This window comes from Sphingobacterium sp. MYb382, from assembly GCF_037572665.1.
Classification (GTDB): domain Bacteria; phylum Bacteroidota; class Bacteroidia; order Sphingobacteriales; family Sphingobacteriaceae; genus Sphingobacterium.
The window spans coordinates 404,132-420,795 of the sequence record NZ_JBBGZT010000028.1 but is presented as its reverse complement, the minus strand read 5'-3'; the positions used below and the strand labels follow the sequence as shown (position 1 = coordinate 420,795).

The following is a 16,664-nucleotide window of genomic DNA, read 5'->3' as shown; positions in this document are numbered from 1 at the left end:
CACTAGCTGAAAAGTTTTTTTCGACAAGATGATAAATGAAAAATATATTTAAATTCTCAACCCTTATTTAAGTAATTATTAATACATGCTAACATTACTACACAAACAGCTGATTATTGAAATTGCTAACCAACCTATTTATGCATTTGATGCTACAGATAATATCTTTAATTATGCAAAAACGTATTGCACAGCGGATTCAACATATCGCCCGACGTCTCAACATGATGTAAAAATATATGAGGACGGAAAGCTTATAGCAAGCTGCATAGTAATCGGTTTTGATGGAGGAACGGGTATCCATAAAACCGCGGCTCTTGTCGATGGAGATGTACTATTATTATGCTGTTCTGATACGATATTTTGTTTTAACTTACCCCATTTGAATCTACAGTGGAAAACTAAAGCTGACCCTGTAACCTGTTTTCAGATTATTCAACAAGCGGATAATTACCTTATACATGGAGAAGTTCAAATAACGAAATTAGACAAAAGAGGCGCAAAAATATGGGAGTTTTTTGGCGCAGATATTTTTATCACGATGGATAAAACTCCTAGTTTCATTGTAGAAAATCATGAAATTTTATTAACAGACTTTTCGGGAAACAAATACACAATAGACTTTGACGGTAGATTGATAGAGATTAAACAAGCCAAAAATCAATAAGAAAATCGCTTATGATTTATTACGATAGCGGGCAGCATTATTGCTCTTTTAAGCATTACTCCGCTCATCTTAGCAACATTCTTTAAGGGAATAGGTTCTTAAGTGCTGCCGATTCTATTGCTTTATCCTTTACTATTACTCGCAACCTCTTTCATTTTAACAAAGGTGAGACTTGGTTTCTTTTTACTATTCGCTAAAGCTATAAGCTATTTAGTTCTACTAGCGGATTATTTTAGTTATTTTTCGGTGTTTGAACCTACTCATACAATCCTTTACCTTGTTCTGCTATTACCGTACTGTACATTTGGAGCCACCCTACTTTTAATGTCAAATCATCTTACACAACGGCATAAACAAAAGAAAACGCGATGCATAGCAAGGCTAAACTTTGTATGAAAAGGGAATTACTGCTTTGCGGTCCTTGAATAGCTTCTGCATTTAGCAGGAGATAAATGCCTAGGGCGACAAAAACAATGCAGCCTATTAAATTGCGTATAGCTTTCTTCTTATTCGTGTAAAATTCGATTCTGTTTATCCGTTGGGCTGGGTAAAAAAATGTCTATACTAGTCTATCTGGAGAATAGCTTACGCACAGCATCGTTGAGTAGCTCCCTCCCTTAAAGATGAGGACAATAAAAATAAATTATTTTAAGAAATTGTAGTGGTTTCATCGTCGCCACGGTGGCGTATTCGTGTCGTTTTTGTGGTAGCAGCGGTAGTGGAGACAAAACAATTTTGCAGCCACCGTGTCGGGGATGTTCATTTTATACATCGTTTAAAAGTATACGCGAAAACAGTGATACCAAAACCTCCTCCTTATCCACGCGCCTTTACATAGCTTTTCATGAAATCAACAGAATTCTACCTCTTGTGGTTTTCATAACGGACTAAATCTCCTTCGAAAGGAAAGTAAATTTTCAGTATTTAGAAAATATTACACTGCCTTTTGCAGCAGTCTTTTTTCTTTCTTGGGGTCATTCTCTTCGCGTGAGGGATTGGAGCGGCATCCTTTTGTGGCTATCTTAAAGCCACAAAAGATAGAGCGGAAAGCCCGACCTCGGCTATTGTATTGCAGGATATTGCTAACTGCTGAAGCCCAGCCGAGGGCACGCCCAAGGGCTAAAAATAGAAGAAAAATAAATATATCAGTGATGCAACAAAGGTTCTTTTATTTCTTAAGGATGACTAATACTGGGCATGGGTTTCGTAACTTTGGGGCTAGCTACTTCAAAAAAGGACTGTGAGTAGCTCCATTTTATTCTTTATACTACATTATGAAATTAAAACTGGTACTCAGTTTAGCAATTTGTACGTTTCTGTCAAGTTGTATTAAAAATGAGGCACTCAATATGGAGGCGGATATCGTATCTATCAATGTGCCGGAAACAATAATCAACGGTCAACCTGTTATTAATAACGATAATATCGTCGTTTATGTTAAAGAAGGCGTTAAATTGGACAGCATTGATTTCGATTTTGAAATCACCCCAGGTGCTACGGTCTCTCCTTCACCAAAAACAAGACAAAACTTTAATAAATCGGTGGTTTATACGGTTAAATCTGAGGATGGCCGATTTGAAAAGAAATACCGTGTTTCTTTCCTTAAATATTTAGTTCCATTGTCGTTTGATTTCGAAAACTTTGAAATTGAGAAAACGGATAAGTTTGTTGATTTTTTCGAGCTTATCGGTGGCGTACGTCAAAACTTATGGGCTTCTGGAAATAGAATTTATGCGATTTCTATCTCGGGTTCTAAGGCACCTGACGCCTACCCTACTTCCTATACTGAAGATGCACAATCGGGTAAATATGCGCTTGCTTTAGAGACTAAATCTACTGGATTTTTCGGTCAGCTTTTAAAGAAACCTATCGCGGCTGGTAATATGTTTATCGGTAGTTTTGATGTTGAAAATGGTGTTATCAAACCTTTGGAGGCTACGCACTTCGGTCTTCCGTTTAACCAAGTACCGGTAAAACTAACGGGTTACTTCAAGTATACACCGGGCAAGCAGATGACCAATTCTGATAATAAGCCTATTGAAGGTGAGGATGAGGGCGATATCTACGCGGTTCTTTTTAATAAGGCGGAAGTTATGGCCAACAATCCGAAGGTATCGTGGTTGGATGGACGTAATGTTTTCACGGACCCGAGCATTGTGGCTATCGCTAGAATCGCATCGGCGAAGAGAACTCCAGGTACTACATTTGCACGTTTTGAGGCTCCGTTTGAGTTTAAGAAGCCCTTGGTAAAAGGAGAAGTTGATGCCAATGTGTATAGCCTAGTAATCGTGGCTTCTTCAAGCAAGGAAGGTGACTTGTTTAAAGGTGCTGTGGGTAGTAGAATGATTGTTGACAACCTAAAAATAGAAGTTAAGTAATGAAAAAGTCGATTGTAATTTTAGCCGCTGCATTACTTGTAGCAGGTGTCAATAAAGGATTTGCACACACGGAGACGGAAACGAACCCTGCGGATAGCGTATCCAACAAAATTAGTTATAGCTTCGCTATTGGTAGCAAAATTGGGGGTGCTTCTCCACTGGGCTTCCCTGCGGAAATACGTAAAATAAATAGTTTCTCGCCAGCTGTTCCTTTCTTTGTGCAGGCGAAAGCGGAATATACCTTCTCCCAAAAATGGGGCATGAGTGTGGGCGTTACTTTCGAAGGTAAAGGGATGAACACGAAAGCGAATGTAAAGGGCTACCAAACAACATTTAACGATAACTCGGACGAGTCGAACAATATTTCGGGTTACTACTACGGGGATATATCTACGAATGTACAGAACTTGTATGTGACGGTTCCTATCTTGGCGAACTATAAATTGTCGCCTAAATGGGATTTCCAAGCGGGTCCTTATATTGCCTTTGCGGTGCAGAAGCGCTTCTTTGGCGAGGCTCAAAAGGGTTACCTGCGTAATATTACGCCTACTGGCGAGAAGGTTATCATTGAAGATGCGGCATACCGCTTTGACAACTCTATTCGCAATGTTGACTACGGTGCTACTGTAGGTGCGCGCTATGCGATTTCATCACGCTACTATGCATTGGGTCAGTTTGACTATGGTTTCAGTAATATTATGAAAAATGGCTTCGAGACTATCTCTTTCGGCCTTCATAATATCTTCTTAAATCTTGGTGTGGGTATTAAATTGCCTTAATCGCCCGATTATTCATATGGAAGCCGTAAGCACTGTTGTGCTTACGGCTTTTTTGTTTTTATTCGCTACTCGCCAACGTTAAAAGTATGTGCTACGGCAGGCGTTTTATCTTTCTTGATTAAGAGAAGCTCATTGTCTTTAAAATCAAATACGTTCTTCTCTGTCCAAGTCCAGCTCTTCCCTTCGCGCACATTTATCGCCTGCACATTGAAGGATACTATAATTCGGTTGTTCTTAACCTCGAGGTCAATAGTATCAAAGGTATTTTGTACCGTCGCGCCATCGGGTATAGTGGGGCATCCTTCGAGCTCTTTCAAGATTTCTTTATTGCTGCGAAACCAGCGCTCCAGAAAACCAAGATGCTCCGTTGAGCATTGGTAACCGAGGTTTAAGGCCGTTAGTAGCTTACATTTCAGGTTGCTTCGGTCGTCGGTAGCCGGTCCATCCCATTCGCATTCATTACCTATAAAGGTAGCCACATAGGCTAAAGCCGCCTTCTCGGGGTCAGCTATTGTGCGGAGAAACTTCTCATTTAGCACAATCGCATTGATATCGGTCTTTAGCTTTTCATCATAGCGTGTTTCTCTACCGAGAATTTTAACCTTTTTATCCTTCAGCTTCAAGGGCTTTAGCCGCTTGGCAGCGACAAAATAATCCACATGCTCTAAGTAGGACTCGTCGCCCGCATAGCGTATGCTATCTACCTTCCATTTCAGTTCTATTTCTTCTCCTTTGACAAAAGGAACGGGTTCCTCATAAACCACTAAGCCTACCGTATCTTTTCCTTTACGCACCGCAACCCAAGTATAGTCGCCATGCTCATCGACATTATCAAAGATGACGGTGTCGGTGTATACCTTGCCAAGCTGCAACTTTTCGTTTGGTCGTAATCGGCTGGTATAAGTCGTCGTATCGCTATTTACGATAGTGCTATCCGCTATATCAGCATTGCTGTTCGGTGTATTATTCCCACAGGAAAGAAGCGCCAACAAGGGCGCAAAGAGGAGGACTTTTAGGTATATTTTCATGTTGTAAAACGTAATATCAAAAATGATGCTAAATATAATGCACTGTCGGTTGGTTTTAAAATTAAACGAAGCGGCCTTTTTCGCATCCGCTCAGTATTTACAGTCAAAACTTTGTACATTAGGCCATCGCATTAACCAGATACTAAAAAAACACGCAAGCTTAATGATAGAAATCCTTCGCGAGCTATTTAACTTTATTAAAAATCCAACAGATACTCGAATTGAAAATTGGAGCCTTCAAAAAAACGCAAAATACTTCTTTGCGTTTTTGGGTATAACATTTATTACCTGCGTCCTATTTTTTATTCCGAGTTCGTACTTAATCTCCAAAACAGAACTGCTTATTCATGATTTGAGAATAGACTATAAGAATAACAGCCTACTCCAAAAAGCCTTCATTGCCATCATATTCGCCCCTATTTTAGAAGAATATTTCTTTCGGTATTTTTTACGTTATAACCGCTTCATCTCCTTCCTGATGAAGGAAAAAACATGGGATAAAATCTTCAAATATTTAGTATACACATCGATTACTGTGTTTGCCTTGGTACACAGCAGCAACTACATAAACGATTCGTTATTTTTCTATTTTATGATTCCTTTTATCCTGGGCCCTCAATTGGTGGCAGGCATCGTATTGACCTTTCTACGTGTTAAATTTAATTTTGGCTCATCGGTCTTATTACATATCTGCTGGAATGGATTAATGATATCTCTCGTGCTCCTAGGCACTTATTTTGATAAACCTTATGTAAAGGAAGAGGCTAACTATACGCTAAAAATTGAATCACTAGCATTCAATACCAAGAGCGGACAGAAGTTTGCCGTTGAAGCCGATTCGGGAAAGGTCTATAAGGCTTCCATAAAAGAATATTCCTTGAACCATGTGCTGGACTCCCTCTTTCAACACGAGAGAAAGGCTGAAGACCAATTGCTCAATTTGGAGGTGGAATCAAAAGATGGACTATCTAAAGAGGAACTCAAAAAAGAATTGTTAACCTACGGTGAAAGCCAACAAGACTTCTTCTAAAGCATCTATACTAACAGCGAGTGTAGCTTCATTGGCCTAAAATTTATCTAGAATACTAGTTTTGCCGATTGAGTTGTGCTTTAAGAACCATTTTTTAAACCAAAACTCTTTGTACTTCATGTCGGTTGCCCTCATGCCCAATTTGTCGGCCTCGAGTATTTCGTCTTCTATAGAGTCTTGGGTAAGTCGATTGGCTTTGAGCTCGGCAAACATCTGCTTGACCTGATTGCGGGTATACTCCGACTGCCCGTATTTGCATGCCAAGAGGTAATCTTTGGCGAGGCGACGTTCTTTACTTGTGGCTCCTTCTTTGGGTGCAAAAGATGATAAATCCATAAAATTGGCTAACACCACCTCGGGCGTCACCTTCCAAATGGCACACAACAGTCTAAAATTGGCGGGAACAATAAGACTTCCTGAGAACGTTTTATCTCCGTAGTTGTTCTCGGACTCCCAAACCTTAGCACCATTTAGGCCAAGGTCTTTTTTTTCGTGGTTATTTCTCATAACGCTTATTTTTGGTTAATACTCAAATTAAGCCATTTACAAGCGCCTAGGCAATGCCATATCATGCATAAATTATTCTAATGAAGGATAATGCTTATTGTTCGAACAATTTGTAAATTAGAGATAATACATTAAAAAAGTTATCGAATAGCCATGGACGATAAGCAAAGAGTACACGAAGGAAGAAATATCAAACGACTGAGAGAGATGTTGGGTATTAAGCAGGAAACGCTGGCCTATGAACTAGGCGAAAAATGGACACAAAAGAAAGTGTCTCAATTGGAAGCTAAAGAAAAAATAGAGCTAGATATTTTGGAACAAGTTGCTAGACTTCTCAATGTTAATTCAGAAATCATACAAAAAGACATTTTAGAACAAATTTATACTGTTTTCAATGTAAATCCAGAAACCACGAAAAACCTTGATGACGAAACCGTGTTTAGTATTATCAACAACACATACTATAACACAAGTAATGATAACTCAATACTTAATGCTAGTTCTGTAAACTATCAGCCTAACTTTAGTACAGTTGAAAATATGGCGAACCTATACGAAAGATTACTCCTTGCGGAGAAAGAGAAAATCGCTTATTTAGAGAAGCTGCTTGATAAGAAATAGGCTCGATTATTGATGGTTGAAGTCTAAACTAGGGGATTCATTAAATACGCTATTAGATGAAAATAATAATTACCGGAGCAACAGGATTAGTCGGTGAAGGTGTATTGCGAGTTTGCTTAGAAAACCCATTGGTGACCGATGTAGTCAGTATTTCGCGAAAACCACTCTCCTTTCAACATGCTAAATTGAAGGAATTAATCTTGTCCGATTTTTCTACCATCGATACCCATATCGATGCCTTGAAAGATTTTGATGCTTGCTTCTTTTGCGCTGGTGTTAGCTCCATTGGTGAAAACGAAGAGTCCTTCACCAGAAAAACCTATGATTTTGTCGTTCCTTTTGCACAATCGCTCGCTAATGCCATTCCTACCCTCACCTTCATCTATGTGTCGGGCAGTGGAACGGATAGCACAGAGCAAGGCAAAGTAATGTGGGCAAGGGTCAAAGGAAAAACAGAAAATACAGTCTTAAATATGCCTTTTAAAGCGGCCTACTGCTTTCGTCCAAGCTTTATGCGCCCACTAAAAAGCCAGACTAACGTTCGGCCTATATTCCGCATTATCGACTTCTTAGCCCCTATTTGGTATTTAATCTTACCGAATTGGATTTGTCATATGCAAGAGGTGGGCGATGCGATGCTACATTGCGTAGATAAAGGCTATGAGAAGCCTATTTTGGAGGTGCCTGATATTAAAAAACGTGCACGCCCTTAAATAGTACCAAGAACATCAGATAATTTTTAAAAACGTATAATCATGAAAAATTTCAGCAGATTAGTACCCATCGTTTTAGTTTTACTTGCCAGCATTTCGCTCTCTTTCAGACCTCAAACAGCAAACAAACAGGTACCCAAGGTTAAAATCATTGTTTTGGTTCACGGGGCTTTTGTGGATGGTTCGGGATGGAAAGGTGTCTATGATGAACTTGTAAAAAAGGGATATCATGTCAGCGTAACGCAGCATACTTTGCAGAGCCTAGCATCGGATGTAGCCGCTGTAAAACGTATCATCAGTCAGCAGGATGGCCCTTGCATCTTGGTTGGCCATAGCTATGGTGGTGTCATCATCACTGAGGCGGGTAATGACCCGAAAGTTGTAGGCTTAGTTTATATTGCTGCTCATGCTCCTGAATCGAATGAGAAACGTGCCGAAATATTCAAAAAATATCCTTCGGCCTATACTTCCCTTATCAAAGGCACGGATGGTTATGACTATATAGACCCTCAACATTTTCAGGCCGACTTCGCGGCTGACTTACCTAAGGCGATAGCCTCCTTTATGGCGAATGCACAGGTGCCTACCGCAGATGTATGCTTCCAAGGTTTGGTGGAAAATCCGGCATGGAAGACAAAACCGTCCTGGTATATGGTTGCTCAATCGGACCGCATCATTAACCCCGACCTCGAACGATTTTACGCGAAACGTATCGCCGCAAAAAAAGTGGTAGAAATTAAAGGTGGTAGCCACTCTATCTATACTTCAAGGCCTAAAGAGGTAAGCGAACTTATCGAAGCCGCCGCTAGTTATTAGCGGGGCTTGGGGGATTGACCACGTTCAACAGACTAAAAAGAGGGCTTTTTACCTTGGAAACAAAGTTCCTTCCCACTCGATAGTACCTCCTATCTACTAAGAACTGTAAAATTAAAAAGTTCTATTTACAGATAATCAAATTGTTGAATCAATAAATCGAAGAACATTTAAGGTATCATCAATGTTTCTAGTAAGTGGTCTGTCAGCTTTCTCTCTAAATCTCTCAACTATTGATACAACTTCTCTCACCATATCTTGAGGAATAAATCCACTACTTGCTAAAGTTCGGTAAGCAATTAAAATTACATACTTTGTATAAAGCTGATTTGCTCTATTCGCTATTTTGCCCAACAAATCTAAGCTATCTGCCTCAGGGCTTAACTCTATTGCATATGCTAATGCTAAGTACATCCCTTCTTTTGGATGTTTACTAAGGAGTTCATTTTTTGATAATTTGTTTCTAACAATTAATTGTCCCATTTTACGACCAAGTTCGGCTTTCATTTTTAATCTGTCGGAATAGTCTGGCAGACTAGTTCTTTCGATAAACGAATCAACAAGCTCAAGTAATTCATCATCATTTGTGGAAGTAAAAGACTCAGCAGATACTTGATGTATTCCATGTAAATTCACAGAGGCTTTAACATCCTCAATACGCTCTTGTGTTGAATGGAGCTCAAGCTTAGTAGTTTTTATTTCTTCTCTGACCTCCTTAGAATTAATTTCCGCTTTCTTAACTGTATCAAGAATTTTATCTCCAATTGTTTTAATAAAACGTCTAGAGAAAATAGCTGCTACAAGACAAAATCCTGCAAATATTAAATAATTATTAGTATCAAATGGTTCAACAAATTTCACTAAATCACTAGCTATCATTCTAAAAAAAGCTGGAACTAGAATAGCCGAACCTACACCTAATAAAACATACTTCCTTTTATCCTGTTTACTTTTATCCCGTTTACTTTCATCCCGTTTACTTTCAGCTATATCGAAATTATGTAGGTAATTAAGATAACCTCCAAAGGCACCAAAAATAAGAATGATAAGCAACAGTAATAAAGTATGCGTATTACTGTTTAAAACTGTGCACGCATCAACTAGAAAAAATGTTATACCGAAAAACTTTTGTTGTAATAATTCCAAATTAATCCTATTCAAACTTTTTATTATCTAATAATATATTAATTCCTGTGATAATGAAATCTTTATTTAATCAAAAGAAAATAACTCACAACTTAACTTACTTTCCCTTTTATTAACAATGCAATTACTAACTCGTAGTATTCTTATTTTATAAAAAATACTCAAGCCAAACTGAATATAACAGTTTATATAAAAGGTCCTCACTCGTGATTTTTCTGTTTTATCACCTCAGACTTGAGTGCGTACTCTATACATAATATTTTCTCACCTTCCTTAAGTTTCTTAAGGTTCGTTAGAATATATATTTACTAGTGTAGATTTTTTCAATTTCTACGAGCGTAAAAAACATACAGCTTTTGGCAACCAACAAAATTCTTAACTTAGATTCATTAAACTCATAATTTTTGCCGCTAAAGTCAACTTTTAGCTTTAATTAAAAATACGGAAAACCGTATTTTTAAAACATTTTAATCAAGATTTTCACAAAAACCTAGCACTCAATATTTAAAACTTTTAACCCTTTTCTGTACTTTAGCTTTATATGAAAACACTAACGATAGACGGATTCAATATCAGAGATATTCCAAGTCTCTACGAAGAGATTAACCGGGTATTTATGCAAGATGAAGACTGGAAACTCGGTGAGAGCTTGGATGCCTTGAATGACCTTTTTTATGGTGGCTTTGGCAATATAAAGGGTAATGAACCAATACAGCTTGTATGGAAGAATTATGAAGCGAATAAAAAGACTTTCGGTTTGGATTTAACCCTCGATTTTTATCGTCAAAAGCTCAAGCATCCGGAGGTGTTTAATACAGAATTTATCCAAGAAACTATAGCAGATTTGGAAGCCGGCAAAGGAAAAACCTACTTTGAGATAGTGGAAGAAATCATCGGAGACCATCCGAATATTGAGCTGGTAAAAAAATAATTTCTCCTTTAAAAACTTTAAAAAGGTAAGGCAGACGTTTGTTTAATATACCGCATCACGAAAGAGCTCTGTATTTTACTAATATGCGGAATAGCAGATAGCTTCTGCATAACAAAATCATTGTAAGCATCCGGATTGTTAACCACGACCTTCAATACCACATCAAAGGCACCACCAATAACGAAGGCTTCCATTACCTCCTCCAGATCTGCAATCTGCGCCAAAAACTCATCTACGTATTCGATACGCTGGCTATTTAAAGAGATATTCACAATAACCGTAAAATGCAAGCCTACTTTTTTCTGATCTACTAAAGCAACTATCCCTTTGATATAACCTTCACTTTCCAATTTCTTAATGCGATCATAAACAGAAGTACGCGACATCCCAAGTCGCTCGGTAAGGTCTGTAATATCAAATCTTGCATTCTTTTGCAACAAACGCAAAAGCGCAAGTTCCTGTTTGCTTAGTTCTTCCATCGGACTTTTTCCTATAAAGCTAACAAAACAACATTGATTATGAACAAAAATCACAAAAAAAATAATTAACAAGGATTATTTACGCAAATAGCATCAACAAACATAATTAAAGACAACTATTTATAATTTTAAGCGGACAAAACATAATAAAAATGATTAAATACATACTCCTCGTAGCGCTAGGAGCTATCAGTTATGGCGCCCTAACATCATTTGCTAAAATAGCCTACAAAGAAGGTTATAGTGCAGGGGAAATTACCTTTGCACAAGCAGCCATTGGAGCGATAATGCTATGGGTTCTTGTCCTTTTTAGGTCTCAAAAAACAGGCGTATCCCGATGGAAAGATGCTTGGAGACTAATCGCTTATGGAACCACTATGGGTATATCTGTCTTTTGCTTCTACCTTTCGGTGAACTATATTCCGGTGTCACTCGCAATTGTGCTACTGATGCAGATTTCTTGGCTAAGTCCTTTAACAGAATGGTTACTTTATAAGAAACGACTTTCAACAGGCCAGCTTATCGCTGTCATATGTATGGCTTTGGGGACCATCATGGCTAGCAAACTATTGGAAAACAATGTACATACTTTTTCGGCTTTAGGAATTTTGCTAGCATTATTCGCTGCCATTATGTATACAGCCTATATTTTGCTCACCAGCAGAATTGGAGAGGATACACCTATGCTTGAAAAAAGTGCCTTAATGACAACTGGATCGGCAATAATTATCTTGCTCATCAATGTTTCCGCCTTCACCAGCAGCACTCATCTAGATCTTGGCCTACTAAAATGGGGGTGTTTTCTAGCTGTTTTTGGCACCGTTATTCCTCCGATATGCTTTACAACAGGTATGCCTAAAATTGGTGCTGGACTTAGTGCGGTATTGTTAACGCTAGAATTGCCTGCTGTTGTTTTCTGTGCACATATTATCCTTCACGAAGCCGTCAGTATATTACAAATTACGGGGATTATCGTTATGATTGGATCCATAATAGCCATCCAATTTTTCAAAAAATAATTTCTATTTTTAAGTCTATAAAAAGAAGGAATATGAAAAGAAACCAATTTATAGCTAAGCGATTACGTGAGTTATTTTTGGATGGAAAATGGATTGCTAACACGAACTATAAAGAGCAGCTCGAAAGCGTGAATTGGCAGCAAGCAACACATAAAGTTGCATCACTCAACACCATTGCTGCCCTAACTTTTCATGTTAACTATTATTTAGACGGCTTGCTACAGGTATTTCGTGGTGTTTACTACAGAAACTATCCAAACTATTATAGCAGATTTGGAAGCCAGCAAAGGGAAAACCTACTTTGAGATAGTGGAAGAAATCATCGGAGACCATCCGAATATTGAGCTGGTAAAAAAATAGAATCGGTCTATTAAATTTTGAAACAAAATCAAAGGAATATTTATAGCAAAAAAAGATTTAATAAATAGATCTATATTGTCGAAACTATTACACGAACTTCACCTAAAATCACTATCAAGGTTCAAAGCAACTAACAAAAACTATAAACATGTTACCTTTAACGCCCGACTTCCTAATCTTATATCTGCTCTATTTTGTATTGCTTTGCATTATGTCTTATCAATTTGTAAATAGTAATAAAACGAATAGAATAAGATTATCAGTTATATTCGCATTTTGGCTTGGACTAAATATCTCTTTGTACTACAATCCAGAAGACTTTAGTCAGGGAGGTTCTTTAGTTGTATTGTTTTACTCTGGTATAATTTTCATATTAGCATTAATACTATTATTGATAAATTACATTATTAGTAGCAAAAGAAAGCTAAAGTCCTCACTGAAATAGTATTACAACCATTTTTTTGGCATTCCTAAAGATAATAGTTCCAAGAAATAATTTATATTTTTAAGTCTATAAAAGAACGACTATGAAAAGAAACCAATTTATGGCTAAGCGATTGCGAGAGTTATTTTTGGATGGAAAATGGATTGCGAACACCAACTATAAAGAGCAGCTTGAAAGCGTGAATTGGAAGCAAGCAACACATAAAGTAGCATCGCTAAACACTATTGCAGCCTTAACTTTCCATGTTAACTATTATTTAGACGGCTTGCTACAGGTATTTCGAGGTGGCCCACTGACCATATCAGACCAATACAGCTTTGACAGCCCTCCCATCCTTTCAGAAGCCGATTGGCAAGCGCTGGTAGCCACTTTTCTAGATAATGCGACAGCATTCATTCAGCATGTAGAAAACCTTCCGGACACAATTTTTGATGAAACTTTTGTCGATGTCCAATACGGTGATTACTGGCAGAATCTGCAGGTTGTGGTCGAGCATAGCTATTACCATCTCGGGCAGCTTACTTTATTGCGCAAACTGATTGTGGAGAGATAGGCACAAATCGTCGTCATAAGCAAGGTCTCCTAAAAATAAGGTTTACAAACTATCGTCAATGCTTAAATTTTATTTGGATTTGTATGCATCCAACTTATCATTATATTCATCGCCCCAATCATTGATATGACATAAAATGGGCAGTATAGTCTTTCCGAGTTCGGTAAGTTCATAGACTACTTTGGGTGGTTTTGTTTTAAAGTCTATTTTGTTTAGTAGTCCGTGATTGACAAGCTCCATAAGTTGCTGGTCCAATACCCTACGGTCTGCATCAGGTATTTTCCTTTGCAACTCGCTGGGCCTCGTATTTCCCAGTTCGATGTAAAACAGAATCATTGCCTTCCACTTTCCGCTCATTACTTCGAAAAACAAACCTAAACCATTGTTTAGAACTGTTGGTAGTTTCTTCTCATATGCAACCATTATATTTCTATTTTATCACAAAGATACCTATTTAACGTTTTTTATATACGCATAAATTTATGCGTACTTGTCTTAAAAAAATAAACCATCAATCTTTGTGTATAATTATTTTTAAGATGAAAAATTTAAAAGATTCTACACGTAAAAGACCTACTGAGGAACAATTACATATTGCTATGCAAACGTATATTGATGCACTCAATAAAAAAGATATTCAACAAATCATTAGTCTATTTGCCGACGGCGGAACTATTGAAGACCCTGTAGGCTCCACAATAGAAGGAGCATCTGCCGGACTGACTAGGCTTGTGGGTGCATTACCAGTAGACGCGACGTTTACGCTAGATACACCTATTCGCACATCTCATGATGGTTCGGGTGCTGCATTTGCAATGACTGTCATCTTAAATCATGAAGGTAAACAGCTTACTATCCACTCTATTGATGTGATGCAGTTTGATGAAAAGGGATTGATTACAGAAATGAAGGCTTACTACGGTCCATCAAATATATCAGCTAAATAATAAGGTTGCTTAAGGCGCAAGTTCAAATGCTTCCGCTTACTTTTAAAATGCACATTATGACTTTCAAGAAAGAACAATATCACCGGGAAATACAACCATATGTATGGATGCTAAAAGGTATGTCAAAGCTCCTTTTTAACAAAAAGGGAATGAAAATCCTGAATAGAGTTGGCAAGCTGACACAAAGCAAAAAAATAAAAAATATACATAATGAGGAAATATACATTTCCAGCAGTCATGGTGGCGCACCTATTCGTATGCGAATTTTCAAACCATTGGACGAGTCTGAGAACTTGCCAGCTATGTTATATTTACACGGTGGAGGATTGGTTATGGGAACACCAGAAGGCTTTCTCCCCGTCATAGAAAACTACATAAAAACAAAACCTTGTATCATCGTTGCTCCTGATTACCGCAAGGCATTTGACCAGCCTTATCCAGCGGCCTTTAATGACTGTTACGATACCTTACTATGGATGCATGACAACATCGACAAACTAGGCGGAATCAAAGATAAGCTGATTGTTGCTGGCCACAGCGCTGGTGGTGGCTTGGCAGCCGCAGTAACTTTGAAAGCAATGGAAACGCAAGATGTAAAGATTGCTTTTCAAATTCCTGTTTACCCTATGCTTGACGATAGGCAAAACACCCCTTCAGCAGTCAACAATGATGCTCCTATTTGGAATTCAAGAACTAATGAAATAGGTTGGTCAGCATATTTAAGCGATTTGGTAAAGAAAGATGCAGAAATCCCTGCATATGCCGCAGCTGCGCGAACAGTTAATTTTTCAATATTACCGCCTACCATTTCATTTGTTGGCGACCTAGAGCCATTCCGTGATGAAACTATCGCCTATATTGAAAATCTCAAAAAGGCAGGTTTAGCGGTAGAATTTAGATTATTTGAAGGTTGCTTCCATGCTTTTGATATGATGTTACCGCAATTGGAAATCAGCAAGGAAGCATGGGCTTTTCTTTTAGAAGCATATCGTAAATATGTAGACACCTATGTTTATATGAACTAAATATTCAAGTTACGATGCCACATAAAATTAGTGGGACATAAAATCATTTCTAATTCATTAAATTTCAGAAATGTATACTCCGTTTTTATGAGAAATTAATGCGCTGACACCAATAGTCAAAATCATAACTACAGGCATTTAAACACCGTATTTCATGATGTATTTCAACCTTAAAAAATAAGTATGACTGTTTCAAATAGGCAACTATACGCTTAGCATTATATAATGTTTTTCACCATTTCCAACTGTACAACATCGATGGATAAACCTTGCTTTTCTAAAAATAGCTTAAGGTTATCTGCGGACTCATCTACGTTGATAATACGGATTTTTTCGCCTGAAAGCTGCTGCTGTACAGCTTCTAAAAGCTGCGTTCCAATTCCTTTTCTACGATGCTCTCCTGCTACTGCGATGTGGTAAAAACGTTTGTTAGTCTGATTGAATAATACATAGCCCATCAACTCATCATTAATGAAAGCACCTAAAACATTAGGCTGTGCACTATCCATACTTGGGATGGCGCTTTGCCAGCTTGGTGATATATCCCAAAAAGACTGAAACTCTTCCCACAAAAATCCAGGCAAAATTTTTATCGATGCAGTATCTGAAATAGATTTTGCCTGTAGCTCGCCACCAAAGCACAACAATTTACGCTGGACAGCGAATCCTTCTTTTTCATAGGCACGTATAGCAGCATGATTACTCCCGATAACTTCCAATATAATTTGTTGTACCTGCATTTCTTCAAAAAAGGGTTGTATATGTTGGTACATTTTACCGACCAAACCTTGCCCTCGATACCTAGGAAGAACACCGGTTCCGCCATTATACACAACAATACCAGCTGCTGTCTCTCGTACGCCATGCATCATAAAGGCAACAAGTTGACCATCTTCAAACACGCCTACAGACCATTCGGGCAGAATACCTTCTGATTCCATTTTTGCATGCAGCTGCGCTGCATTGAGCTTATAAGGCACGATGTAGTCGGCAAAAGCTCCGTTAAGGGTATTTAATAAATCAGGAATATCCTGCGCTGTTAGCTTACGTATGTGCATATTTTGTATACTTCGTTTCAAATTACCTATGGCTTCTGCTATGAACATTGACAAAATACGAATAGCATATTTACTAAATAAATAGAATTTAGCTTTTATAAGAATAAGGTGAGTGAAAGTAAACTGATTGGCTGATAAAAGTGAGTTTTCACTTTCTTAGACCAT

19 protein-coding genes are annotated in these 16,664 nt (G+C 38.0%); 13 read left to right on the top strand and 6 right to left on the bottom strand.

Going from position 1 to position 16,664, the window contains the following annotated elements:
• The first annotated feature begins 85 nt into the window (after positions 1-85).
• The 3 genes from WH223_RS16320 (at position 86) to WH223_RS16310 (ending at position 3,824) form a co-directional block, all read left to right on the top strand.
• Entirely contained in the window at positions 86-667 is a 582-nt protein-coding gene (locus tag WH223_RS16320) for a hypothetical protein (protein WP_340048839.1), read from the top strand.
• Between the two features lie 1,274 nt (positions 668-1,941).
• Positions 1,942-3,045, top strand: a complete 1,104-nt coding sequence (locus WH223_RS16315; protein ID WP_340048838.1) for a PCMD domain-containing protein — start codon at positions 1,942-1,944, stop codon at positions 3,043-3,045.
• On the top strand, positions 3,045-3,824 hold the full coding sequence (locus WH223_RS16310) for a porin family protein (RefSeq protein ID WP_340048837.1): 780 nt from the start codon (positions 3,045-3,047) through the stop codon (positions 3,822-3,824). Before WH223_RS16315 ends, WH223_RS16310 begins: the two co-directional genes overlap by 1 nt.
• Before the next feature lie 65 nt (positions 3,825-3,889).
• Here the strand turns inward: WH223_RS16310 and WH223_RS16305 are convergent, their stop codons facing one another.
• Positions 3,890-4,852 (bottom strand): hypothetical protein, encoded by a 963-nt coding sequence (locus WH223_RS16305; protein WP_340048836.1) that lies wholly within the window; start codon positions 4,850-4,852, stop codon positions 3,890-3,892.
• Between the two features lie 163 nt (positions 4,853-5,015).
• On the opposite strand from WH223_RS16305, the gene WH223_RS16300 reads away from it, so the two are divergent.
• Complete coding sequence (locus WH223_RS16300) at positions 5,016-5,882, top strand: CPBP family intramembrane glutamic endopeptidase (RefSeq protein ID WP_340048835.1); 867 nt, start codon at positions 5,016-5,018, stop codon at positions 5,880-5,882.
• 36 nt (positions 5,883-5,918) lie between these two features.
• Here WH223_RS16300 and WH223_RS16295 read toward each other — a convergent pair whose 3' ends face one another.
• A complete protein-coding gene (locus tag WH223_RS16295) occupies positions 5,919-6,389 on the bottom strand; it encodes a hypothetical protein (protein ID WP_340048834.1) in 471 nt (156 codons plus the stop codon).
• 153 nt (positions 6,390-6,542) lie between these two features.
• On the opposite strand from WH223_RS16295, the gene WH223_RS16290 reads away from it, so the two are divergent.
• From WH223_RS16290 to WH223_RS16280, 3 genes are read left to right on the top strand one after another with little or no spacing between them, the layout of a single operon-like run.
• On the top strand, positions 6,543-7,010 hold the full coding sequence (locus tag WH223_RS16290; protein ID WP_340048833.1) for a helix-turn-helix domain-containing protein: 468 nt from the start codon (positions 6,543-6,545) through the stop codon (positions 7,008-7,010).
• 56 nt (positions 7,011-7,066) lie between these two features.
• The gene (locus WH223_RS16285; protein ID WP_340048832.1) at positions 7,067-7,723 is read left to right on the top strand and encodes an NAD-dependent epimerase/dehydratase family protein; all 657 of its coding nucleotides are present in this window, start codon (positions 7,067-7,069) and stop codon (positions 7,721-7,723) included.
• 42 nt (positions 7,724-7,765) lie between these two features.
• Positions 7,766-8,539 carry an alpha/beta fold hydrolase gene (locus WH223_RS16280; RefSeq protein WP_340048831.1) on the top strand — a complete coding sequence of 258 codons (774 nt, stop codon included), beginning with the start codon at positions 7,766-7,768 and terminating at the stop codon, positions 8,537-8,539.
• Positions 8,540-8,674: 135 nt separating this feature from the next.
• Here the strand turns inward: WH223_RS16280 and WH223_RS16275 are convergent, their stop codons facing one another.
• Positions 8,675-9,682 carry a YEATS-associated helix-containing protein gene (locus WH223_RS16275; protein ID WP_340048830.1) on the bottom strand — a complete coding sequence of 336 codons (1,008 nt, stop codon included), beginning with the start codon at positions 9,680-9,682 and terminating at the stop codon, positions 8,675-8,677.
• Positions 9,683-10,223: 541 nt separating this feature from the next.
• On the opposite strand from WH223_RS16275, the gene WH223_RS16270 reads away from it, so the two are divergent.
• On the top strand, positions 10,224-10,613 hold the full coding sequence (locus WH223_RS16270; RefSeq protein ID WP_340048829.1) for a barstar family protein: 390 nt from the start codon (positions 10,224-10,226) through the stop codon (positions 10,611-10,613).
• Positions 10,614-10,630: 17 nt separating this feature from the next.
• Here WH223_RS16270 and WH223_RS16265 read toward each other — a convergent pair whose 3' ends face one another.
• Complete coding sequence (locus tag WH223_RS16265) at positions 10,631-11,092, bottom strand: Lrp/AsnC family transcriptional regulator (RefSeq protein WP_340048828.1); 462 nt, start codon at positions 11,090-11,092, stop codon at positions 10,631-10,633.
• Between the two features lie 152 nt (positions 11,093-11,244).
• Between WH223_RS16265 and WH223_RS16260 the strand changes: the two genes are divergently transcribed.
• The 3 genes from WH223_RS16260 (at position 11,245) to WH223_RS16250 (ending at position 13,469) form a co-directional block, all read left to right on the top strand.
• Entirely contained in the window at positions 11,245-12,111 is an 867-nt protein-coding gene (locus WH223_RS16260) for an EamA family transporter (RefSeq protein WP_340048827.1), read from the top strand.
• A gap of 32 nt (positions 12,112-12,143) precedes the next feature.
• On the top strand, positions 12,144-12,416 hold the full coding sequence (locus tag WH223_RS16255; RefSeq protein ID WP_340048826.1) for a hypothetical protein: 273 nt from the start codon (positions 12,144-12,146) through the stop codon (positions 12,414-12,416).
• A 582-nt stretch (positions 12,417-12,998) separates the two neighbouring features.
• Entirely contained in the window at positions 12,999-13,469 is a 471-nt protein-coding gene (locus WH223_RS16250) for a DinB family protein (protein ID WP_340048825.1), read from the top strand.
• A 69-nt stretch (positions 13,470-13,538) separates the two neighbouring features.
• Here the strand turns inward: WH223_RS16250 and WH223_RS16245 are convergent, their stop codons facing one another.
• Positions 13,539-13,892: a winged helix-turn-helix transcriptional regulator gene (locus WH223_RS16245; RefSeq protein ID WP_340048824.1), complete on the bottom strand. Its 354-nt coding sequence runs from the start codon at positions 13,890-13,892 to the stop codon at positions 13,539-13,541.
• A 116-nt stretch (positions 13,893-14,008) separates the two neighbouring features.
• Here WH223_RS16245 and WH223_RS16240 point away from each other — a divergent pair, with 116 nt between their 5' ends.
• Both WH223_RS16240 and WH223_RS16235 read left to right on the top strand, forming a co-directional pair.
• Positions 14,009-14,416 (top strand): nuclear transport factor 2 family protein, encoded by a 408-nt coding sequence (locus WH223_RS16240; RefSeq protein ID WP_340048823.1) that lies wholly within the window; start codon positions 14,009-14,011, stop codon positions 14,414-14,416.
• Between the two features lie 56 nt (positions 14,417-14,472).
• Entirely contained in the window at positions 14,473-15,441 is a 969-nt protein-coding gene (locus tag WH223_RS16235; RefSeq protein WP_340048821.1) for an alpha/beta hydrolase, read from the top strand.
• A gap of 218 nt (positions 15,442-15,659) precedes the next feature.
• Here the strand turns inward: WH223_RS16235 and WH223_RS16230 are convergent, their stop codons facing one another.
• Positions 15,660-16,499 carry a GNAT family N-acetyltransferase gene (locus WH223_RS16230; RefSeq protein WP_340048819.1) on the bottom strand — a complete coding sequence of 280 codons (840 nt, stop codon included), beginning with the start codon at positions 16,497-16,499 and terminating at the stop codon, positions 15,660-15,662.
• Between the last annotated feature and the right edge of the window lie 165 nt (positions 16,500-16,664).